The following is a 21,552-nucleotide window of genomic DNA, read 5'->3' on the forward strand; positions in this document are numbered from 1 at the left end:
AGTGTCCGTTCTGGCTTTGTTTCGCACTTGGAGCACGAAAAACGATGTTGACGCGCAAGCAACAGGAACTGCTTCTCTTCATTCACGAACGAATGAAAGAGTCCGGCGTGCCGCCTTCTTTCGATGAAATGAAGGACGCGCTGGATCTGGCGTCGAAATCGGGTATCCATAGGCTGATCACGGCACTGGAGGAACGCGGCTTCATTCGCCGCCTGCCGAACCGGGCGCGTGCCATCGAGGTCATCAAGCTTCCCGAGGCCTATAACCCGAATGCGCAGCCACGGCGCGGCTTTTCGCCGAGCGTCATCGAAGGCAGCCTTGGCAAGACGCCGGCGGTCGCCGCAGCGCCGACAAAGCCCGCAGTCGACGACCGCAGCGGCTCCGTCTCGCTGCCGGTCATGGGCCGCATCGCCGCCGGTGTTCCCATCGCCGCGATCCAGAACAACACCCACGACATCATGGTCCCCGCCGATATGGTCGGCGCCGGCGAGCATTACGCGCTCGAAGTGCGAGGCGATTCGATGATCGAGGCCGGCATCTTCGACGGCGATACGGTCATCATCCGCAATGCCAGTACGGCGAGCCCCGGCGACATTATTGTCGCCCTCGTCGATGACGAGGAAGCAACGCTCAAGCGCTTTAGGCGCAAGGGTGCCTCCATTGCACTCGAGGCAGCCAATCCGGCTTACGAGACCCGCATCTTCGGCCCGGACAGGGTAAAGATCCAGGGGCGACTTGTCGGACTTATCCGCCGGTATCACTGACCGGTGACGTGGCATCGGTACCGGTGAAGGCCGGCTTTCGCCAGTCATAGGCTCGATGCCTCTCCCATGGACGGTCAAGGGCGCTGAACGCGGTGATGAACTTTGGCTCAGGAGATATCAAGTTGACCTCGATGGAACCTGTTTTGCGTAGCGATGCGCCGGTGTAGAGCACTGCACCGGACCGACAGAGATCAAGGCGAAGTTTGACCGGCGTGATGACAATGTCGGCGGTATCGCAGGCCGGCCCCAGATAAGCCGCATCGGAGATAGTCACCAGCATCGCGCCCGTCTCGAGCATGGCAACGCACCAATCGCGACCATGGCAGGCAAACCCGCCGTCGACCGCATTGTCCAGAGCAGTTTCCATTGCTGATCGCAATGTGGCCTGATGCTCCGCATCCATACGGGTCGAGGGGCGGCCACGAACGGAATGGGGCGGGGTCGAGTTGTCCGGCGGCAGCATTTGCGGCGGCGTATCCTCTGACACCGGCAGGGCTCGCTGCCATTGCTGATAGATGAAATCCGGGGGGCGCTCACGATTGCGCTCGAGTCTCCCCTGCCGGAACATGGCGACCAGTTCGCCATCCTCCGAAATCAGCAGTTCCGATTTCTGGAGAGACGGTTGGAAGGCGGCAAAAGTCACCGAGGCCGCAATCAGCAACGCGCCGGCATGGCGCATGGGCGTTCGCAGCACCGTCATCAGCATGAAGCCGGCAATGATGGTCGGGAAAAGTCCGCTAGGCAGGCGCGCGAAGGGCACATTGCCGCCCCATGCAGCCACCGTCTTTGCGATGACCATGACGATATCAAGTCCCCAACCGGTGACAAGCCAGAACACGCCGTCGAGGCCGAAGGGCATCATCAGCATGGCAAGCATGCCGACCGGCATGACGATGAATGACACCACCGGCATGGCGGCGAGATTGGCAACGAGGCCATAGGTCGCCAGCCGGTGAAAGTGTTCGATCGAGAAGATTGCCGTCGACGCGCCGCCGATGAACGACGTCATGGCGATGCCGGTGAAGAAGCGGCTGACCGCCAGCACCGGCATCGGTGCCCGGAAAGCAGCAAACCGCCGCTCGCGGGGCGGACGTCGCTTCCATAGCGAATAGCCGGATACAAGGGCGATGGTCGCCGCATAGGACATCTGGAAACTCGGGCCGAGGATCTGCGACGGCGAGAGCACTAGAATGGCGATAGCCGAAAGGGCGACATTGCGCAGGCTGAAGGATGGTCTGTCGAACAGCACCGCGACCAGCATGATCGCCATCATGATGAAGGCCCGTTCGGCCGATACACCGAAGCCGGAAATGAAATAATAGGCGGTGACGGTGATCAGCGCACCGATGGCTGCAATTTTCTTGGTCGGAAAAGCCTGCGCCAATCCGGGAAACAGGCTCAGTGCATGCCGGAGGCCGACATAGAAGATACCGGCCGACAAAGCCATATTCAGTCCCGAGATGGCAATGATATGAGCGAGGCCGGACACTCTTAGGGCATCCGTCGTTTCAGGCGAAATCGCCCGACGTTCGTCGTTGACCAGCGAAGCCGCGAAGGCGCCGGTGTCGCCGGGCAGGATCGAGCGGATTCGGTCGCCGATATGGCCGCGCAGCCCAGTCAGCCAGCGGTCGGTCCTTTGGAGCGTCGTTCGCTCGCTGGTGTCATCGACGCTGGCCATCATCAGTTGCGGCGTACCGTAGAAGAAACCGTTGGCACCGGTGCCTTCGAAATAGGCAGTGAAGGCAAAATCGTGGAGGCCGGGCAGCGCCGGGCCGGCTGGCGGGCTCAACCGGGCCCTGCCCTCAACCACATCTCCGAGTTCGAACGGTACATCCTGGCCGCGCACGAGAAGGGATATCTGCTCCGGTGGCCGCCGAACGACAGGCGCGTCTGTCGCCAGCAGATCCAGCACGTAGCGCCACCGCCCTTTGTCGTCCACTTCGCGGCGCTGAACCTGACCGGTGATGGTGGTAGTCACGGGCGAGTCCAGCATGATCGTCGACGCTCGCCATGTCTCCCATTCAGCGAGAAGCATGCCGAGCAGGCCCAGCGCCGCTGCGAACGCCAGATGCCGCAACGTTGGGCTCAGATTGTGTTTCAGGAGGCAGACGGCGGCGAGCACCAGGAAGACCGCCGCAATGCCCGTCACCGGCGGATTGCCCGGAAGCTCGAACCAGATTATGGCTCCGCAGCCGATGTAGACGGGCGCAAACAGCATTGCGCGACCGTGGGCGGCCTCTTCGGCAATCATCCCCGCGGTTGCGATTCGCCACCCGTTGAGCGAAAGGGCAGCGCGCTTCGGCCACGGCACGGCGTGTTGCGTGCGGGCAGGCATCCGTCCAAGCTTGGCAACGGCGTTGACAGTAGCGCGCGAACGCTCGGCGAGGCCGAGAAATACCTGGCGATGACCTTGCCTCTCGCGCGCGTCCAACTCTGCCATTCGCCAGTCAGCCCCGCTCGCAATCTTCAAGCCCAGGGTATTTTTGCAACCTTTGCTCGAACAATTCAACTGAAATCGATTGAAATGCGTCCCGCGGGAACGTCGCTTCTGGAATGCCGCAGATCGGGCTTTAAAGGCATCGCAGTCATGGCGGAGGCGCTGCCCAAAAGTTGATACCGCGATGCACAAATACCGGTCAGGGTAACTTGGCATTAGCCTCTGGATCATATAGCTAATCTTTAGACGCTTAACCCTTTGGTGCTTTTTTAAGGCACCAACCCGCCAAATCTTGGAGGCTCTCATGACGGAACAAAGCGCGAAACTGACCTGGGGTGATAAGACTGTCGATCTGCCGGTGAAGGCCGGTACCATCGGTCCGAGCGTCCTCGACATTGGCGCACTCTACAAGAATACCGCTTCCTTCACTTACGACCCCGGCTTCACCTCGACCGCATCGTGCGAATCCAAGATCACCTATATCGATGGTGACGAAGGCGTTCTGCTGCATCGCGGCTACCCTATCGAGCAGCTGGCCGAAAAGGGTGACTTCCTGGAAGTCTGCTACCTGCTTCTCTACGGCGAACTGCCGACGGCTGCGCAGAAGAAGGATTTCGACGACCGCGTCGTTCACCACACCATGGTGCATGAACAGATGACGCGCTTCTTCACAGGCTTCCGCCGCGATGCACATCCCATGGCTGTGATGTGCGGTTGCGTTGGTGCGCTGTCGGCCTTCTATCATGATTCAACCGATATCACGGATCCGCACCAGCGCATGGTGGCGAGCCTCCGGATGATTGCAAAGATGCCGACGCTTGCCGCGATGGCGTACAAGTATCATATCGGCCAGCCTTTCGTGTATCCGAAGAACGATCTCGACTATGCGTCGAATTTTTTGCGCATGTGTTTTGCGGTTCCTTGCGAAGAATTCGAAGTCAATCCGGTTCTTGCCCGTGCGATGGACCGCATCTTCATCCTGCACGCCGATCACGAGCAGAACGCCTCGACATCGACGGTCCGTCTTGCCGGCTCTTCGGGCGCAAACCCATTTGCCTGTATCGCGGCCGGCATCGCCTGCCTCTGGGGCCCGGCCCATGGCGGCGCCAACGAAGCTGCACTGATGATGCTGCAGGAAATCGGCACCGTCGATCGCATCCCTGAGTACATCGCCCGCGCCAAGGACAAGAACGATCCTTTCCGCCTCATGGGTTTTGGTCACCGCGTCTACAAGAACTACGATCCGCGCGCCAAGATCATGCAGAAGACGATGTACGAAGTGCTGGAAGCAACCGGCAATGCCGGCGATCCGCTAATGCAGGTTGCTTTGGAGCTCGAAAAGATTGCTCTGAACGACCCTTACTTCATCGAAAAGAAGCTGTATCCCAACGTCGACTTCTATTCGGGCATCACCCTGCGGGCACTCGGTTTCCCCACGGAAATGTTCACCGTGCTGTTCGCACTCGCGCGTACCGTCGGCTGGATTGCCCAGTGGAACGAGATGATCGAAGATCCGCAGCAGCGCATCGGCCGTCCTCGCCAGCTCTACACCGGCGAACCGAAGCGCGATTACACACCGGTCGACGGCCGCTAAACGCCTTAGACTTTATAAAAAAACCCGCTCAGGAATGGGCGGGTTTTTTGTTGTCCAGAAGTTCGAGCACAATGGATGCTGCCTTTTCTCCGGGCGGTGTCTCCGTCTGCATCCGGTCCCAAACGAGGTCGAAACCCTCGATCATCGCGCGCCGCTGCTGGGTGTCGCTCGACAGGCGCTCGAGCCAGCGGGCCAACAGGCCCGGCAGCAACATCTCGTTGATCTGCTCCGGCACGATGACATAATCGGCAACCAGGTTGGGCAGCGCAGCGGTCCAGGTCTTTATCCGCTTGTGCAGCAGCTTGACGATAAAATCCGTGCTGTACGTCGAAATGACCGGCACACCGGTCAAGCCGAGTTCCAGAATCACCGTCCCCGACGCTGCCATCGCTGCGTCGGCTGACGCGAAGGCCTGCCACTTGGCGGCAGTACCGATGACGATCTCGGGCTTGATCTCCCAGTCGGCGACCAGCTTACGAACCAAATCTTCGCGCCGGGCAACTGTCGGCATGACGAATCGCATGCTTTTATTACGCCGGCTAAGTTCATCAACAGTCTGGCGAAAGAACGGCATCAGGTTATTTATTTCGGAAGACCTTGAGCCGGGTAATAATATTATGGTCCGCGTGTCGTTCGCGTCGAGCGGCGGACGGGCGGCGCGCTGCCGGCGCGCGTAGACCAGACCGGTATCTGTCACCAGGCGGTGACCGACGTAGGTCGTCGGCGGGCCGCCGAGACGTTTCATGACTTCCGGCTCGAACGGCAGGACAGCCAGGACGTGATCGACGTAAGCGAGCATCGCTGTGGCACGATATTCTTTCCAGGCCCAGACGCTCGGGCAAACATATTGGACGATCGGCAGGTCGGGCAGCGCCTTGCGGACCCGCTTGGCCACCCGGTGGGTAAAATCCGGGCTGTCGATGATGACGAGGATATCCGGCCTTGCGGCGATGACGGCCTTTGCCGTTTCGCCGATAAGGGCAATCAGCCGCGGCAACTTGGCGATCACCTGGGTGAACCCCATCAGCGACAGTTCGGAGAAATCGTAAAGCGACTTTAGTCCTTGCGCCTCCAGTCCATCGCCACCGACGCCTACGAGCTCGAGCTGTCGCGTCGTCTGCAGGCGCAGGGCGGCAACGAGATCGGCGCCCAGCAGATCGCCGGAGACTTCCCCGGCAATGATGGCGACCTTCAGGGGCGAAGTGTTCACTGGATGCCTCCGGCAGTCAGGCCGCGATCGATACCGAACAAAAACAGGCCGGCCTCATTGGCAGCGTCGATCGTCGCCTTACGCTCCAGTATCAGCGCACGCCCGGCCTCGACAGCAACGCCACCGAGGCCAGCTGCCTTGGCGTTGAGGATGGTCGATACGCCGATGGAGGGCAGATCGGCGCGCAGGTCCTGCTGCGGCTTACAGAGCTTCACCAGCACGCCCCGGCGCCGGTGCGATATGCGGCCGGCTGCCCGAAGGCCTGCGACGCGCTCGATCATCTGGTCCGTCCCCTCGACGCCTTCGAGCGCGACGATGCGTCCGCCGACGCTGACGGCGCCCTGTCCGACGTCCAGCATGCCGAGTGCATCGGCGGCCCTGGCTGCTTGTTTGATGTCTCGCATGTCATCCTCGGACGGCGCGTGGCTGCCGAGCGTGCCGGTTGTCGCAAGCAGATCCGGTGCGATGTCGTGCGCGCCGATGACCTTGCGACCTTTGACCTCGAGCAGGCCGATCACCATCTTCAGCACGGTATCGTCGCCGCCGGACAGCAGCGTTTTGACGACGCCCGGCATTCTGACCAACGATTGCCAGGTTGGCCGTATCTCGCGCCATTCCGGGCGTCGGGCAACGCTGCCCGACATCACGATACGGCGCACATCGTAACGATCGAAAAGCGCCTCGAATCCCTTGAAGTCACCGACGCCGAGCAGCGCGTGGTCGTAGTCGCTCCAGTCGCGGAGAACCTCGTCCTTCAATACGACGATGACCGGGTTTTCGCCTGCCTGTCGGGCGGCCTCGGCGAGGTAGGCTGGCAGAAAGCCGCTGCCGGCGATGATCGCCAGGCGGCCCTTGTCGTCGTTCCCGCTATCGTTCACGTCAGTTCTTGTTGCCGCGATGCGGCGACGAAAGGGCGCGATCGCTATCAGCGGCGATAAAGTCGAGAATTTCCATCACCTCGGCGCAGTCGGCAAACTCGGTGCGGATTGCAGCCGCATTTTCGCGGATCGAACCTTCGCCCTCGAACACCGCCTTGAAGGCGCGACGGACCATATGAATGATCGGCCGCTCGATACCCGCACGCGTCATGCCGACAACGTTAAGGCCGCCCAATATCCCCGGGTTTCCGTTCAGCATGCCGTAGGGGATGACATCGTAATTGACCGCCGAGAGACCACCGATGAACGCCTGGCGGCCGATGCGGGTAAACTGGTGCACGGCACAGCCTCCGCCCAGGATGGCGCGGTCGCCGATCACCACATGGCCGGCAAGCATGACGTTGTTGGACATGATCACGTTGTTGCCGACCCGGCAATCATGGGCGACGTGCGAGTTGGCGAGAAACAGGTTGTTGTTGCCGACGATCGTCTCGCCGCCAAATTCAGCGGTGCCGGCATTCATCGTCACGCCCTCGCGGATCGTGCAGTTGTCGCCAACCGTCAGGCTGGTGTCCTCGCCGCCGTGATGGACACTCTGCGGATCACCGCCGACGACCGCCATGGGAAAAATTTTGCAGCCTTTGCCGAGGGTCGTGCGGCCGGTGACAACAGCATTGTTCAAAAGCTGGACATTGTCACCCAGCACGACCTTGTGTCCGACGAAGCAGAAAGGCCCGATAGAGACGCCCTCGCCCAGCACGGCGCCATCTTCGACGATGGCCATCGGGTGGATAGTGGCGCTCTTTGCTATGCCGCTCATGATTCTTCCTTGCGCACGATCATCGCGCCGATATCGGCCTCAGCAACCTTGGTGCCGTCAACTTTTGCATCACAATGAAACTTCCAGATATTGCCACGCTGGCGCTGTTTCGCAACGTGAAACTCAACGCGGTCGCCAGGCACGACCGGCTTGCGGAAGCGCGCATTATCGATGGTCATGAAGTAGACGAGGCTACCGCTCTGGCCTTCCTTACGGGCGCAGATAGCGCCGGCTGTCTGCGCCATGCCTTCGATCAGCAGGACGCCAGGCATGATCGGCTGATCCGGAAAATGCCCAGTGAAATGCGGTTCGTTGGCGGTGACGTTCTTGATCCCAATTGCGGAGTTGTCGCCATCGATCTCGATGATCTTGTCAACGAGGAGAAACGGATAGCGGTGCGGCAACAATTTCATGATCTCGAGGATATCGGCCGATCCGAGCTCGGTCCCGGGGTGATCAGTCATCCTTGCCATCCCGTGCCTTCTTGCGGCTTCCAATCTTAGCCATGGTCTCCGCCATCTCCCTTAGAAAATCCTTGATCGGCCGCGCCGGAACGCCGCCGTAGCGACCACCAGGCGCCAGATCGAATATAACGCCGCTACCTGCAGCAAGTTGCGCACCGTCTCCGACATGGATGTGACCGGCAACCCCGGCCTGTCCGCCAATCTGTACGCCGTCGCCGATGCGAGCGCTGCCTGCGATGCCGACTTGGCTGACAATCGCTGTGTGGCGCCCTATGCGGACGTTGTGGCCGATCTGCGCCTGATTGTCGATCTTCGTTCCTTCGCCGATGACGGTGTCGTCCATCGTGCCCCGGTCGATCGTCGTGTTGGCGCCGATCTCGACGTGATCCTGGATGATGACGCGTCCGACCTGGACGATCTTCAGCATGCCCGCCGGACCTGGCGCATAGCCGAAACCATCCTGCCCGATGCGCGCACCGTTATGAATGATGACGTTGTTGCCGACATAGGCACAAAGAACGCTGGCCCCAGCACTGATCGAGCAATTCCGGCCAATCTTGACGCCAGCGCCGATAATGGCACCTGCGCCAATCTGCGTCCCCGCGCCGATCTCGGCATCTGCCCCGATAACCGCCATCGGTTCGACCAGCACGTCGGCCTCGAGCCGTGCCGTGGGGTCGACAAACGCGGCAGGTGATATGCCGCTCTTAGCTGTTCCGACGGTTACAGCGCGCATTGCGGCAGGATGCAGCAAGGCGCCGGCAATCGCGAAGGCAGCATGGGGCTTTGAGGATAGTATGATCGGCACGTGTGGCGGAATTATCGACTGCATCGACGCATCGCAGATGATGGCGGAGGCTTTGCAGGTCTTCAATTCATCCATATTCTTGCGGGAAAGAATATAGCAAACGTCGCCTTCAGCTGCCCGGTATACGGGGGCTACAGAACGAACGACACGGTCTGAAAACTTCTCATCGGCAACAACCGCCCCAAGATGATTGGCCAGCTCCCGAAGGCTGACCCCAGCATGGGGCGGGAAAAAACGGTTATGTTCCATAAACAACAGCTCCAGGACGGTATTCTAACCCGTGGGTCTGGGCCTGCCGATATCAGAACTGGTTGGCAATGCCAAACCGGAACTGCTGAACCTTGTCGTAACTCTGCTTCATGACAGGCTGCGCATAGTCGACGCGCAGCACACCGAAGGGCGAGGCCCAGATGATGCCGAGGCCGAGCGATGCACGGATCGAGCTATCGCTGTTGACGCTATCGCCAGAGGTATCGACCTTGTTACCCGTGAGGGTACCAGCGTCGGCAAAGGCTGCAGCGCGCAGGCCGATGTCCTGTGGGACGCCGGGCATTGGAACGCTGGCTTCAGCAGAAGCCGTGAAGTATGTCGTGCCGCCCAACGGGTCCTTGTCGCCATTCGAAGTACGTGGGCCGATACCCGTGTTCTCGAAGCCGCGAATTTCACGACCGCCGATTTGGAACTGGTCGAATACGTTCAGCTTGCCGTTCGTAGGCAGCACGTAGCCGGCACCGAGCGTCAGAGATCCGATGATGTCGGCTTCGTCGCTCAGCGTCTTCACGAAGCGCGCCTTGCCGCTGATCTTGTAGAAGTTCGAGTCGCCGCCGAGGCCTGCAAACTCATGCGTCAGCTTGGCGATGATACCGTCGCGAGGAAGGTTCTGATCGTCGAGCGTGTTGTAGGTGAATGTCTGCGACACCGACGACTGGGTCCACGGACCGTCGTTGATGAGGTTCTGGTAGGTGTTCGACAGGTGATCTTCCCAGTCGTTGGTACCCTTGTAATCGATGTGCTTGTAGTTGTAGCGAAGGGTCGTGGCCAGGTCTTCGGTGATCGGCGCGGTCACGCGGAGCGAGAAGCCGGCTTCGCTGTAGTCGTAGTAATCGTCGCTCGACGTCTGGTTCTTGAAGATGTCGAAACCAGCGGCCAGACGGTAGCCGAGGAAATAGGGCTCGGTGAACGAGATGTTGTAGGTGCGCGAGCCTTCTGTGCCGGCGCCCGCAGCGATGCGGATGTACTGGCCGCGACCGAGGAAGTTCTTTTCCTCGACGGAGGCTTCGAGCAGGATCCCGCCGTTGTTGCCGACAGAGTAGCCTGCACCGACGCCGAACGAACCGGTCGACTGGTCGATCACGTTGACGACGATAACGACGCGGTCAGGCGCGCTGCCCGGTGCCGTCGTGATGTTGACGCTCGTGAAGTAACCGAGAGCATCGAGGCGACGCTTGGCGCGGGTGATCATTTCCTGATTGAACGCATCGCCTTCGTTCAGGTCGAATTCGCGACGGATGACGTAGTCGCGGGTGCGGGTGTTGCCGCGGATTTCGATGCGCTCGACATAGGCGCGTTCGCCCTGGTCAACCAGATATTCGACAGCGATCGTGTTGTTCTGGAAGTTGCGCGTACCACGCGGCGTAACACGGGCAAAGGGATATCCAGCAGCAGCAACGCGCTTGGAGATCGCCTCGATCGACTTCTGGATGTTCTTGGCGTTGTAGACTTCGCCGGTAGAGGTGGAGATCAGGCCCTTGAGTTCATCCGCATTCACGCCGTCGACCGTCGACACGACTGAGATGTCGCCGAAGGTGTAACGTGGACCTTCCTCGACGGCAAAGTTCATGGTGTAGGCGTTTGTCTGCTCGTCCAGCGTCGCGTCCGAGGAAACGATGCGGAAGTCGGCATAGCCGTGATTGTAATAGAACTGGCGCAGCGTGTCTTCGTCGGCATGCTGCTTGTCGGCGCTGTAGACGTCCTTGCGGGTCAGGAACGACAAGAAGTTGGTCTTCTTCGTCGCGATAACTGACGCAAGGCGACCATCACCATAGGCCTGGTTACCCGTGAAGTTGATCTTGTCGATCTTCGTACGGTCGCCTTCGTTGACCACAAAAGCGATGTTGACGCGGCCGGGAGCAACGTTGACGACCTGCGTCGTCACGGTCACTTCGTTGCGGCCGATGACTGCGTAGGCTTCTTTGATGGTCTTGATATCGTCATTGACGATGTTCTGATCGAAAGGACCCGAAGCATGCGTCTTGACGACGCCCTGCAGCTTGTCATCCTTGATCTTGCGATTGCCGTTGAAAACCACCGCGTTGACGATCTGGTTTTCCTTGACGGAAACGACGAGCGTGCCGCCGGAAACATTGATGTGGACGTCGGAGAAGTAACCCGTTGCGTAAAGCTGCTTTACGGAGTCATCGACGTCGGAACTGGTGAAACTAACACCGGGCTTGATCGTTATGTTGTCGCGAACAGCGTCCGCGCCAGAGCGGGATGCCCCGCGAACGTCGACCTTCTGGATGACAGCTGCTTCCGCGACAGAGGCGGATGCAAGGGTAAGGACACCTGCGCCCGAAGCAACAATACCAGCAGACAGCGCAACCGCCGATACTGCGTTCAAAAACTTTGAACCAGCCTTCATGTACTTCTTACCTTTTCTCAGTCGTTCCTGATGTCGAGCAAACTCGATTCCGGCCACGTGTGTCGTTTTACCCGCTTTTAGCCTACAAGCAAGCGCGCGGGTTAATTTCTGTTTACTTCATTTGGAAACGTGTCTCATTCGCCACTACAGCTTTGAAACATCGTAAATAAAGCATTATTTCCGCTGTCCTGCCCTCATCCAATCAGGGCGCTTATATCGTTCCAGGTTGCGAAAACCATCAACGACAACACCATGAACAAACCGATGCGGAAAGCGACATCCTGCGCGCCGGCCCCAAGCGGTTTTCCCCTTACCGCCTCAATCGCATAGAACATCAGGTGGCCGCCATCAAGTACCGGTACAGGCATTAGGTTCAACAACCCAATGGAAACCGACAGAACGGCAGCCAACTGTAGCACGGCTGCAATACCCAGCGACGCCATCTGGCCGGAGGCCTGGGCGACACGGATGGGGCCACCGAGCTGATCCGCCTTCATGTAGCCGCCAAGAAGATTGCCGATATATTCGAACGTTCCGGTGACGATGTGCCCGGTCTGCCTGACACCTTCGGCCACTGCGCCGAGCGGTGTGAAGCTTTCCTTGCGGAAATGGCCCATCTCCTGGTTGGTGACGATGCCGATGATGCCGACTTCCATCTTGTTGCCGAACTGGTCGGTCATGACGGTCGAAAGCGGAACCATCGGAAAATCGCGTTTTTCGCCACGCCGCTCGACGGTCACGACAATGTTGCGGCCCGGGCGGATGCTGACGTAGCGGCGAACGTCGTCGAATGTCGTCACCTTGTCGCCGTCAATTGCCACAAGGAGGTCGCCTGGTTCGATCCCCGCCTGGGCGGCCGCGCTATCCGGCTTGACCTCCGCTACCACAGGGTCGGCAACCTGGCGGCCGTATATGGCAAACAGGACGGAGAAGATGGCAATCGCCAGAATAAAATTGGCAATGGGACCCGCTGCCACCGTGGCGGCACGCTTCCAGAGCGCGGCACCGACGAATGACTGGGCACGTTCGGCCTCGCTCATGGCGTAGACCGCATCGATGTCCGGCTTGCTGGAGGCGTCCTGGTCACCGAAGAATTTCACATAGCCGCCGAGCGGGATTGCCGAGAGTTTCCAGCGGGTGCCGTGGCTGTCCGTGTAGCCCGCAATCTCCGGGCCGAACCCGACGGAGAATGCCAGGATGCGGATGCCGGACCATCGGCCGACAAGGTAGTGGCCCATCTCATGGACGAACACCAGCAGCGATAGCACCAGCACGAAGGGCAGGATGTAGCCTACGAGGAAGCTGACGATGCTCATTATGCTGCCCATGAACGGATCCTGTATGTTTTGATTTCAGACACCCAGCAATACGCCGCCCAAGGACGACATCTCGCCTCCCGCCATCAACGACAGCACGATAGCCAACAAGAAGCCTGCAAAACAAGCGAAAACGAGGCCGTCGGCACGATCCATCACGCCACCATGTCCGGGAATGAGATGGCCGGAGTCCTTGACGCCGAAACGACGCTTGATGAAGGACTCGAAGAGGTCGCCAGCCTGGCTGCAGACCGACAGCAGGAGAGCCACCAGTACCACCCGGAGCCCTGTGCCGGGGAAGAAGCACCAGACGACTGCCGGGCCTATGATCACAGCCGCAAGAGTGCCGCCTGCGGCTCCGGACCACGTCTTGCCGGGGGAAATGCGCGGCGCAAGCTTCGGCCCACGCAGCGCGCGGCCGACGAAGTAGGCAAGGATGTCGGTTGCCCAGACAGTCGCAAAAATGAACAGCATCAATACGAAGCCGAGGAAGTCGTCGTCGCGGATTTCCGACATGGCGATGACCGTCAGGCCCGCGTAGACGATGCCGACCGGCAACCACCAGCTTTTTTTTCGGGCCGCAACGAGGCCCATGCCGAGGACCGTGAAAAGCAGCAGCGCGCCGACCGCATAGACCGATTCTCGCGCCAGCGTGGCGATGACAATGACGACGACCGCGAGCCAGCCTAGGGCAGCTCCCGGAAAGTCGCGATCCCGCAGGCCGGTGATGGTCGACCACTCGTAGTAGATGAGGAGCCCTATGACCGATGCCAGCAGCCGGAACACCGAGCCGCCGTGCCAGGTGGCCAACAGGACCACGACTGCCATGACGACGCCCGATATAATTCGAAGCCTGAGTTCGCGGCTCATTTAGAGACCCACGGCGGCGGTCGGCTTGGCCGACAGGGCCCCGAAGCGGCGATCACGAGCGGCATAGCGCTCGAGTGCGGACAGGAACAGGGCGCGGCTGAAATCCGGCCAGTAGTCCGGCACAAACATGAACTCAGAATAGGCAGCCTGCCAGAGCAGGAAGTTGGAGAGCCGCTCCTCGCCGCTGGTGCGGATGATGAGGTCCGGGTCGGGAATTCCGGCCGTATCCAGCCGCCCGTCGATCAGTGCCGGCGTAATATCCTGCGGCCGCAAGCGTCCCGCCTCGACATCCTTGGCAAGACTGACAATGGCGCGGGCGATTTCGTCGCGGGAGCCGTAATTGAAGGCGATGACCAGCGTCAGCGCTGTGTTGTTCTTGGTTGTCTCTTCGGCTTCGATCAACAGCGGCAGGATGTCGCCCCGCAGGTTCTGGCGATCGCCGATGACGCGGATGCGGACATTCTGCCGGTGCAACTCGCTGAGGTCGCGACGGATGAATGCCTTCAGAAGCCCAAGCAGGTCGGTGACTTCGGCCTCTGGACGGCGCCAGTTTTCCGAAGAAAACGCGAACAGCGTCAGGTACTTGATACCAACATCGCCAGCAGCGCGAACGGTCTCGCGGACTGCATCGACGCCCTTGCGATGCCCCATGGTGCGCGGCAGGCCGCGCGCACTGGCCCAGCGGCCGTTGCCGTCCATGATGATGGCGACGTGCTCGGGGACTATCATAAGGCTAGACTCTGACATGGGTATCCAGTTCGTTCGACGGCAGGACGCTGGTTCGTGCAGACCTAAACCTGCATGATTTCCTTTTCCTTATCGATGAGCAAGCGGTCGATGTCGGAAATCGAGTCATCCGTCATCTTCTGCACGCGGTCCGATTTGGCGCGGGTTTCGTCCTGGCCGAGAGCCCCGTCCTTTTCGGCCTTCTTCAGGCCATCCATGCCATCGCGGCGGACGTTGCGAATCGCAACCTTGGCCTTCTCGGCATATTCGTGGGCAACCTTGACCAGCGAGCGGCGACGCTCCTCGTTGAGTTCCGGCAGCGGAATGCGCAGGTTCTGGCCATCCATGATCGGGTTCAGGCCGAGGTTGGATTCGCGAATGGCGCGATCGACGGCGCTCACCATGGACTTGTCCCAGACAGAGACTGAGAGCATGCGGGGTTCCGGAATGGTGATGTTGGCGACCTGGTTCAGCGGCACGCGCGAACCGTAGGCATCGACCGTTACCGGATCGAGGATGTTTGCCGACGCACGGCCGGTGCGCAGCGAGGCGATGTCGCCCTTGAAGGCGGAAATCGCGCCGTCCATGCGGCGCTTGATTTCGTTGAGGTCGGTGTTGCCACTCATGTCTTTACTCCCGTCGTCAATGCGGCGTCGATCCACGACGCCATGAGATTGTCAGTTGTCGGATACGACGGTCTTGTAGCCGCCGCCGGTCAGGATCTGGGCGAAACCGCCCTTTTCATGGATAGAAAATACGATGATCGGGATGGAATTCTCGCGCGCCAGTGCGACGGCGGCGACATCCATCACGGCCAGACCCTTTTCCAGCACCTGGCTGTGGGTCAGATGTTCGAAACGGGTAGCGTCCGGCACCTTCTTCGGATCGGCCGAATAGATGCCGTCGACCTGCGTGCCCTTGAAGATGGCCTGGGCGCCCATTTCCGCGGCGCGCAAGGCAGCAGCCGAATCGGTGGTGAAGAACGGGTTGCCGGTGCCGCCAGCAAAAATCACGACGCGGCCGAGCGACAGATGATAGAGCGTGGCGCGCTGCGAAAAGCTCTCGCAGATTTCAGGCATGGCGATGGCCGACAGCACCACCGTGTCGATTCCAAGCTTGCGCAAGGAAGTCGCCAGCGCCAGCGCGTTGATGACGGTTCCCAGCATACCCATGTGGTCGCCGGTGACGCGGTCGCCGCCTTTGGAGGCCACCGCGACGCCGCGAAAGATGTTTCCGCCGCCTACAACCACGCCGACTTCGACGCCCATGTGGCGGGCTTCGGCAATGTCTGAGGCAATCCGGTCGGCAACTTCGACATCGATGCCAAAGCCCTGGGTCCCCATCAGAGCTTCACCAGACGCCTTCAGCAAGACGCGCTTGTAAATCGGCTCGGACATGGTTGCTCCTAAGATTGATCGTAAAAAGCCGGATACACGAAGGGCATCGCGTTGTCACGCGATGCCCTCTGGTTTTCCCGCAGTAAGCAGACCGACGATCAGCCCTTGGCGACGGCAGCGACTTCAGCTGCGAAGTCAGTCTCTTCCTTCTCGACGCCATCGCCGAGCAGCAGGCGTGCCATGCCGGTGATCTCGATCGGCGCGCCGACTGCCTTTTCGGCTTCCTTGATGGCAGCGCCGACCGTCAGGTCAGGGTTGATGACGAAAGCCTGCGACAGAAGAGCGACTTCCTCGAAGAACTTGCGCATGCGGCCATCGACCATCTTTTCGATGATGGCTTCCGGCTTGCCGGATTCGCGAGCCTGTTCGATGAACACGTTGCGTTCGCGTTCGGCAACAGCAGTATCGACGTCTTCAGGACGCAGGGCGAGCGGTGCCGTGGCAGCGATGTGCATGGCAACCTGGCGACCGATGGCATTCAGCGCATCCTTGTCACCGGTCGATTCCAGCGCAACGAGAACGCCGAGCTTGCCGAGGCCGTCGGAGACTGCATTGTGGATGTAGGTCGAGACGACGCCCGACTTGACCGACAGCAGAACCGTGCGACGCAGGTTCATGTTCTCGCCGATCGTGCCGATAGCATCCTTGATGGTGTCGGCGACGGACTTCTCAGAATCCGGATAGGTCGCAGCGGCAACGGCTTCGACCGAACCGTCGGTCGTCAGGGCAACCTTGGCGATGTTGCGGACGATACCCTGGAAGGCATCGTTACGAGCAACGAAGTCGGTTTCGGAGTTGACTTCGACGACAACGGCCGATGTGCCGGCGCTGGCAACGCCGATGAGGCCTTCGGCAGCCGTGCGGCCAGACTTCTTGTCAGCCTTGGAGATGCCCTTGGCGCGCAGCCAGTCGATCGCGGCTTCCATGTCGCCGGCGGTCTCGGTGAGTGCCTTCTTGCAGTCCATCATGCCTGCGCCGCTCTTTTCGCGCAGTTCCTTTACCAGTGCAGCCGTGATTTCAGCCATTATTTGCCTCTTGTCGGTTGGTATGGTGCGCTGACGGCATCAGCCGGCGCGGCACCCGGTTTGAGGGACGAAATGTACCCCTATGCATGACAGCGTTATGAAAGCGCGCCACACGGAATGATTTTCAAACGATAGCATATCGGTGGATCTACGCCGAATGCCTTCGCCTGAAACAGGTAAGGCCGCTGAAACTTGCTCAAGTCACCAACGGCCTTATCTGAATTTCAGTCGCGGCCAGGCAGATTTTCATCCGCCTGCCGCTCGGTCAATCAAGCCTGCGGAGCAGGAGCAACTTCTTCTTCCAGGGTCGGCTCGAGCGGTGCTTCGAAAGCAGCGCCGAGATCGCGGCCGGACGAGCCCTGCTGACGGGCGATGCCGTCGATGGCAGCGCGCGAGATCAGTTCGCAATAGAGCGAGATGGCGCGCGAGGCGTCGTCGTTGCCCGGGATCGGATAATCGATCTGATCCGGATCGCAGTTCGAGTCGATGATCGCAACAACCGGGATGCCGAGACGCTTTGCTTCGTCGATGGCAATCTTTTCCTTGTTGGTGTCGATGATGAACATCAGGTCAGGTGTGCCGCCCATGTCGCGGATACCGCCGAGAGCCTTGTCCAGCTTTTCGCGTTCACGCTCAAGGTTGAGGCGTTCCTTCTTGGTGAAGCCCTGGGCGTCGCCGTTGAGGATTTCGTCGAGCTTGCGAAGGCGCTGGATCGAATTGGAGATGGTCTTCCAGTTCGTCATCATGCCGCCGAGCCAACGCGAGTTAACGTAATACTGAGCAGAACGCTTCGCGCTGTCAGCGATGATTTCAGACGCCTGGCGCTTGGTGCCGACGAACAGGACGCGGCCGCCACGGGCAACGGTGTCGCTGACAACCTGCAGGGCGCGGCTGAGCAAAGGAACGGTCTGCTGAAGGTCGATGATGTGGATGTTGCTGCGGTCGCCAAAGATATATGGCTTCATCTTCGGGTTCCAGCGGTGTGTCTGGTGGCCGAAGTGAACGCCGGCTTCGAGAAGCTGGCGCATAGAAAAATCGGGCAATGCCATGCCTGGGTTACTCCTTATCCGGTTGAACCTCCGCAAGGCGAACAGCATCTTCTAGGAAGATACCACCGGGTGGAACGGTCCGGATTTCTCCCGGACAATCCCTTGCCTCACGTGTGGAATGAGTTGCCCATACTCTTCCCAGAGCAGAAAGGCAAGCAGTGTCGTTAAAATTACGCTAGCCCAGGACCTCGCATGCCAAAGGCCTACTTGCAGGCTTTGGCGTCCAGCATTTCGAGCTTGGTCAGCTTTCCCGTCAAAACGAAATCGCCATAGTCCATCGTCAGGTCGCGGGTGATGCCGTTTTCGTAGAGCTTGAATGACATGCGGTAGACGGGCGTGGCGTCTCCATGGGCCTTCTCGTTGAAGTATGCGACCGTCACAGGCCAGAACGGCGTCTTGGCAAAGGCACCCGCCTTGTCGGCGTCCGTGGTATCGCCAGCCTTTGGCGTTTCCGCCTTGCCGACCACGGTGGTTGCGGCCAGCGATCGATCGCCATCGTCCGACCCGTCGAACACGTGGGCCTCAAAGAAGGTCTTGCCGAGCTTGGCGTTGTGGATGATGTCCAGCATATGCTCGGTCGGGAAGCGGCTCTCGGCCAGATCGATCTGCTTGGCAGACGGCTGCGCCAGATCGACCTTGACGCCTTTGGCGCTGTCGGCAGCAGCGCCACGGACATCCTTGTCCAGTGCGTCGTCGGTAAACGACTTGGTCTCGAACTTGAAAATCCGCTTGGTCAGGTCCTCGAAGGTCGTCGTCTGCTGGTCGCTCATGCGGGTCGCGTCGCCGGTATCGATCTGGGTCACGAACCGGAAATTGGTGGTGAAGCCGGAGCAGTCAGAACCGGTGAATTCATAGACCATGCGACCGTACATGCCGGCGATACCGGAGCGATCCGTGGCATCCTTGAGTTCGAGATCGTAGATCGCACGATGGGCCACCAGCCCGCTCGGACCGGCTGCCTGCGCCGTTGCAAAAGACAGGCAAAGAGCGCCTGTACTGCCAAGGAGAACCGCGGCAAGACTCGAACGGAACATGCATTATCTCCTGTTGGACTCGCACACGATGTTATAAGAACGCTTTCGGTTAAACAAAGGCAAGCGCCCCCACATTGCGCGGATTGAGCCTTGATGACGGATTTTTGACGAAGTTACAACAAACGGGAGACGAAAATGTCCGACGAGATCAATGCCCGCCTGAGCCAGCTGGGCATCACCCTGCCCCAGGCGGCAGCGCCAGCCGCCAACTATGTTCCCTACGTCATCAGCGGCAACATGCTTACGATATCGGGCCAGTTGCCGATGGAAAACGGCAAGGTCGCCATCACCGGTCATCTCGGCCGAAACGTCGATGTCGCCACCGGTCAGCGGGCGGCGGAGCTTTGCGCCATCAATATCCTGTCGCAGGCGAGTGCTGCCCTCGGCGGCGATCTCGGCCGTATCAAGCGGCTGATCAAGCTCAACGGCTTTGTCGCCTCGGTGCCTGAGTTCGGCGAGCAGCACCTGGTCATCAATGGCGCCTCCAACCTGCTGGCAACCGTCCTAGGCGATGCCGGCAAGCATGCCCGCGCAGCCGTCGGCATGGCTGCCTTGCCGTTCAACGCCGCCGTCGAGATCGATGCCATCATGGAAATCGGCGAATGAGCGAGATCGCCTGGCTCACCGCGCAACCGGTTGCCCATCGCGGCTATCACGACATGAACAAGACTGTCTGGGAGAATACGCTTTCGGCATTCTCCCGTGCTATCGAGGCCGGGTTTGCGATCGAGTGCGACCTGCACTACGCCGCCGACGGCGTCCCGGTGGTCTTCCACGACGACGACCTGCAGCGGCTCTGCAACCTGCCGGGCGCACTGCGCGACCGCAGTTCGCAGGAACTCGGCCTGCTTTCGGTCGGAGGCACCAAAGACCGCATCCCAACGCTCAAACAGCTGCTGCAGCTCTGCGACGGAAAGGTGCCGCTGGTACTCGAACTGAAAGGCAAGGCGGGCGAAGATGCAGGCTTCGCCGAGACCGTGCTCGAGGTTCTCGAAGGTTACAAGGGCCATGTCGCGCTGATGAGCTTCGATCACTGGCTGCTCAAGGATCTGAAGGCGCTGAAGCCGCCCTACCCGGTTGGCCTCACCGCCGACGGTTTCAAGCCTGAGACGTTTTTTGCCCATGACGAAGCCATGCAACTGGGTCTAGACTTCATCTCGTATTTTCACGGCGACCTGCCAAACGATTTCGTGACGGCGCAGCGCCAGCGCGGCATACCGGTCATCACCTGGACCGTGCGCGACGAGGCGGGAATCAAGCGGACGCTCGCCAACGCCGACCAGATGACATTCGAAGGTTTCGACCCCAGGGAAAGCCCTATCCTCATCCATGACAGATGAACTGATCTTTCGCGCCGAACAGTCGTTCAAATCCATCTCTCCGGAGAGTTGGTCCCGGCTTGCCGGGGCCGCGCGGTCCGGCAGCATCCTGCCCTACAATCCCTTCGTATCGCATGCCTATCTATCGTCACTGGAGGAATCCGGGTCGGCGACCGAGAGGACGGGCTGGCTCGGGCACCATCTTTTGCTGGAAAAACCCGATGGCACCTTGCTCGGCGCCGTCGCCGGATATCTGAAAAACCATAGCCAGGGCGAATACGTCTTCGACCAGGGTTGGGCCGACGCTTTTGAGCGGGCCGGCGGTTCATATTATCCCAAGCTGCAATGCGCGGTGCCCTTTACGCCGGCAACCGGGCCACGGCTGCTGGTGGCCGAAGGCCATGATCGCGACATGCTGCAGCCGGCATTGGCCGAAGGCCTCAAGGAAGTCACGCGGCAGATCGGTATTTCGTCGGCACACATCACGTTCCTGCCGAAAGCCGAGGTGGAACTGTTCGAGACGGATGGCTACCTTCACCGCACCGACCAGCAGTTTCACTTCATCAACAATGGCTATGCAAACCACGATGCGTTTCTCGAAACGCTCGCCTCGCGCAAGCGCAAGGGGCTGAAGAAAGAACGGCGGGCGGCGCTCGAAGGCGGCATCACCATCGACTGGCTGACCGGCAAGGACCTCACAGAGGATATCTGGGATCAGTTCTTTACCTTCTACATGGACACCGGCAGCCGCAAATGGGGCCGACCCTACCTCACCCGCAAATTCTACTCGCTGATCGGCGAACGGATGGCCGACGACATCCTGCTGATCATGGCCAAGCGCGACGGCCGTTATGTTGCCGGCGCCATCAACTTCATCGGCGGCGATGCGCTCTACGGCCGCCATTGGGGCTGCATCGAGGATCACCCCTTCCTGCATTTCGAGGTCTGCTACCACCAGGCCATCGATTTCGCGCTTGCCAAGGGGCTGCAGCGGGTCGAAGCGGGAGCACAGGGAGAGCACAAGCTGGCGCGCGGCTACCTGCCCGTCACCACCCACTCGGCACATTTCATCGCCCATCCCGGCCTCCGTCGGGCCGTCGGCGACTATCTCGAGCGCGAGCGGCAGGAAGTGGAGCAAATGGGCGAGATCCTCGCCGAGCACAGCCCCTTCCGAAAGGGCGAGCGGCAGGATTAGCTAGG

At 60.2% G+C, this 21,552-nt stretch carries 20 protein-coding genes; 5 read left to right on the forward strand and 15 right to left on the reverse strand.

Features of this window, described 5'->3' with window-relative positions; genetic code table 11:
• Positions 1-44: 44 nt before the first annotated feature.
• Positions 45-764: a transcriptional repressor LexA gene (lexA, locus tag J5278_RS11250; RefSeq protein ID WP_142822553.1), complete on the forward strand. Its 720-nt coding sequence runs from the start codon at positions 45-47 to the stop codon at positions 762-764.
• Here lexA and J5278_RS11255 read toward each other — a convergent pair.
• Positions 745-3,204, reverse strand: a complete 2,460-nt coding sequence (locus tag J5278_RS11255) for a ComEC/Rec2 family competence protein (RefSeq protein WP_209183668.1) — start codon at positions 3,202-3,204, stop codon at positions 745-747. The genes lexA and J5278_RS11255 overlap by 20 nt on opposite strands.
• 301 nt (positions 3,205-3,505) lie before the next feature.
• Between J5278_RS11255 and gltA the strand changes: the two genes are divergently transcribed.
• Positions 3,506-4,795, forward strand: a complete 1,290-nt coding sequence (gene gltA / locus J5278_RS11260) for a citrate synthase (RefSeq protein WP_142822549.1) — start codon at positions 3,506-3,508, stop codon at positions 4,793-4,795.
• A 28-nt stretch (positions 4,796-4,823) separates the two neighbouring features.
• Here the strand turns inward: gltA and lpxB are convergent, their stop codons facing one another.
• The 14 genes from lpxB to J5278_RS11330 form a co-directional block, all read right to left on the reverse strand.
• On the reverse strand, positions 4,824-6,005 hold the full coding sequence (lpxB, locus tag J5278_RS11265; RefSeq protein ID WP_219258272.1) for a lipid-A-disaccharide synthase: 1,182 nt from the start codon (positions 6,003-6,005) through the stop codon (positions 4,824-4,826).
• The gene (locus tag J5278_RS11270) at positions 6,002-6,883 is read right to left on the reverse strand and encodes an LpxI family protein (protein ID WP_209183666.1); all 882 of its coding nucleotides are present in this window, start codon (positions 6,881-6,883) and stop codon (positions 6,002-6,004) included. Before J5278_RS11270 ends, lpxB begins: the two co-directional genes overlap by 4 nt.
• A 1-nt stretch (position 6,884) precedes the next feature.
• On the reverse strand, positions 6,885-7,703 hold the full coding sequence (gene lpxA / locus J5278_RS11275) for an acyl-ACP--UDP-N-acetylglucosamine O-acyltransferase (RefSeq protein WP_209183665.1): 819 nt from the start codon (positions 7,701-7,703) through the stop codon (positions 6,885-6,887).
• A complete protein-coding gene (gene fabZ / locus J5278_RS11280; RefSeq protein WP_209183664.1) occupies positions 7,700-8,167 on the reverse strand; it encodes a 3-hydroxyacyl-ACP dehydratase FabZ in 468 nt (155 codons plus the stop codon). Before fabZ ends, lpxA begins: the two co-directional genes overlap by 4 nt.
• Positions 8,160-9,224, reverse strand: a complete 1,065-nt coding sequence (lpxD, locus tag J5278_RS11285) for a UDP-3-O-(3-hydroxymyristoyl)glucosamine N-acyltransferase (RefSeq protein WP_209183663.1) — start codon at positions 9,222-9,224, stop codon at positions 8,160-8,162. The genes fabZ and lpxD overlap by 8 nt, the downstream gene beginning before the upstream one ends.
• Positions 9,225-9,276: 52 nt before the next feature.
• Positions 9,277-11,616, reverse strand: a complete 2,340-nt coding sequence (gene bamA / locus J5278_RS11290; protein WP_142822538.1) for an outer membrane protein assembly factor BamA — start codon at positions 11,614-11,616, stop codon at positions 9,277-9,279.
• 194 nt (positions 11,617-11,810) lie between these two features.
• On the reverse strand, positions 11,811-12,944 hold the full coding sequence (gene rseP, locus J5278_RS11295; protein WP_202617104.1) for an RIP metalloprotease RseP: 1,134 nt from the start codon (positions 12,942-12,944) through the stop codon (positions 11,811-11,813).
• A 24-nt stretch (positions 12,945-12,968) separates the two neighbouring features.
• Positions 12,969-13,802, reverse strand: a complete 834-nt coding sequence (locus tag J5278_RS11300; RefSeq protein ID WP_209183662.1) for a phosphatidate cytidylyltransferase — start codon at positions 13,800-13,802, stop codon at positions 12,969-12,971.
• Positions 13,803-14,549, reverse strand: coding sequence for an isoprenyl transferase (locus J5278_RS11305; RefSeq protein WP_111215521.1), 747 nt, complete (start codon positions 14,547-14,549; stop codon positions 13,803-13,805). It abuts the gene before it with no gap.
• Positions 14,550-14,593: 44 nt separating this feature from the next.
• Positions 14,594-15,154 (reverse strand): ribosome recycling factor, encoded by a 561-nt coding sequence (frr, locus tag J5278_RS11310; protein WP_142822532.1) that lies wholly within the window; start codon positions 15,152-15,154, stop codon positions 14,594-14,596.
• 51 nt (positions 15,155-15,205) lie between these two features.
• Positions 15,206-15,925, reverse strand: coding sequence for a UMP kinase (pyrH, locus tag J5278_RS11315; protein ID WP_209183661.1), 720 nt, complete (start codon positions 15,923-15,925; stop codon positions 15,206-15,208).
• A gap of 98 nt (positions 15,926-16,023) precedes the next feature.
• Positions 16,024-16,950 carry a translation elongation factor Ts gene (gene tsf / locus J5278_RS11320; protein ID WP_209183660.1) on the reverse strand — a complete coding sequence of 309 codons (927 nt, stop codon included), beginning with the start codon at positions 16,948-16,950 and terminating at the stop codon, positions 16,024-16,026.
• 269 nt (positions 16,951-17,219) lie between these two features.
• Positions 17,220-17,999: a 30S ribosomal protein S2 gene (gene rpsB / locus J5278_RS11325; RefSeq protein ID WP_142822528.1), complete on the reverse strand. Its 780-nt coding sequence runs from the start codon at positions 17,997-17,999 to the stop codon at positions 17,220-17,222.
• A gap of 203 nt (positions 18,000-18,202) precedes the next feature.
• Positions 18,203-19,033, reverse strand: coding sequence for a cell envelope integrity EipB family protein (locus J5278_RS11330; RefSeq protein ID WP_142822527.1), 831 nt, complete (start codon positions 19,031-19,033; stop codon positions 18,203-18,205).
• A gap of 135 nt (positions 19,034-19,168) precedes the next feature.
• Here J5278_RS11330 and J5278_RS11335 point away from each other — a divergent pair, with 135 nt between their 5' ends.
• The 3 genes from J5278_RS11335 to J5278_RS11345 are packed head-to-tail and all read left to right on the forward strand — an operon-like array spanning position 19,169 to position 21,547.
• Entirely contained in the window at positions 19,169-19,639 is a 471-nt protein-coding gene (locus tag J5278_RS11335; protein WP_209183659.1) for a RidA family protein, read from the forward strand.
• Positions 19,636-20,373 carry a glycerophosphodiester phosphodiesterase gene (locus tag J5278_RS11340; protein WP_142822524.1) on the forward strand — a complete coding sequence of 246 codons (738 nt, stop codon included), beginning with the start codon at positions 19,636-19,638 and terminating at the stop codon, positions 20,371-20,373. The genes J5278_RS11335 and J5278_RS11340 overlap by 4 nt, the downstream gene beginning before the upstream one ends.
• Positions 20,363-21,547 carry a GNAT family N-acetyltransferase gene (locus J5278_RS11345; RefSeq protein WP_209183658.1) on the forward strand — a complete coding sequence of 395 codons (1,185 nt, stop codon included), beginning with the start codon at positions 20,363-20,365 and terminating at the stop codon, positions 21,545-21,547. Before J5278_RS11340 ends, J5278_RS11345 begins: the two co-directional genes overlap by 11 nt.
• The last annotated feature ends 5 nt before the right edge of the window (positions 21,548-21,552 follow it).

The sequence above is a fragment of the Rhizobium sp. B21/90 genome (assembly GCF_019355815.1).
Classification (GTDB): Bacteria; Pseudomonadota; Alphaproteobacteria; order Rhizobiales; family Rhizobiaceae; genus Rhizobium; species Rhizobium rhododendri.

Coding starts and splice junctions, on each gene's coding strand:
- J5278_RS11330 (WP_142822527.1), bottom strand. CDS start 19,033: ATGTTCCGTTCGAGTCTTGCCGCGGTTCTCCTTGGCAGTACAGGCGCT.
- pyrH (WP_209183661.1), bottom strand. CDS start 15,925: ATGTCCGAGCCGATTTACAAGCGCGTCTTGCTGAAGGCGTCTGGTGAA.
- J5278_RS11300 (WP_209183662.1), bottom strand. CDS start 13,802: ATGAGCCGCGAACTCAGGCTTCGAATTATATCGGGCGTCGTCATGGCA.
- J5278_RS11345 (WP_209183658.1), top strand. CDS start 20,363: ATGACAGATGAACTGATCTTTCGCGCCGAACAGTCGTTCAAATCCATC.
- J5278_RS11305 (WP_111215521.1), bottom strand. CDS start 14,549: ATGTCAGAGTCTAGCCTTATGATAGTCCCCGAGCACGTCGCCATCATC.
- gltA (WP_142822549.1), top strand. CDS start 3,506: ATGACGGAACAAAGCGCGAAACTGACCTGGGGTGATAAGACTGTCGAT.
- lpxA (WP_209183665.1), bottom strand. CDS start 7,703: ATGAGCGGCATAGCAAAGAGCGCCACTATCCACCCGATGGCCATCGTC.
- bamA (WP_142822538.1), bottom strand. CDS start 11,616: ATGAAGGCTGGTTCAAAGTTTTTGAACGCAGTATCGGCGGTTGCGCTG.
- lpxD (WP_209183663.1), bottom strand. CDS start 9,224: ATGGAACATAACCGTTTTTTCCCGCCCCATGCTGGGGTCAGCCTTCGG.
- fabZ (WP_209183664.1), bottom strand. CDS start 8,167: ATGACTGATCACCCCGGGACCGAGCTCGGATCGGCCGATATCCTCGAG.
- rseP (WP_202617104.1), bottom strand. CDS start 12,944: ATGGGCAGCATAATGAGCATCGTCAGCTTCCTCGTAGGCTACATCCTG.
- rpsB (WP_142822528.1), bottom strand. CDS start 17,999: ATGGCATTGCCCGATTTTTCTATGCGCCAGCTTCTCGAAGCCGGCGTT.
- J5278_RS11335 (WP_209183659.1), top strand. CDS start 19,169: ATGTCCGACGAGATCAATGCCCGCCTGAGCCAGCTGGGCATCACCCTG.
- J5278_RS11255 (WP_209183668.1), bottom strand. CDS start 3,204: ATGGCAGAGTTGGACGCGCGCGAGAGGCAAGGTCATCGCCAGGTATTT.
- frr (WP_142822532.1), bottom strand. CDS start 15,154: ATGAGTGGCAACACCGACCTCAACGAAATCAAGCGCCGCATGGACGGC.
- lexA (WP_142822553.1), top strand. CDS start 45: ATGTTGACGCGCAAGCAACAGGAACTGCTTCTCTTCATTCACGAACGA.
- J5278_RS11340 (WP_142822524.1), top strand. CDS start 19,636: ATGAGCGAGATCGCCTGGCTCACCGCGCAACCGGTTGCCCATCGCGGC.
- tsf (WP_209183660.1), bottom strand. CDS start 16,950: ATGGCTGAAATCACGGCTGCACTGGTAAAGGAACTGCGCGAAAAGAGC.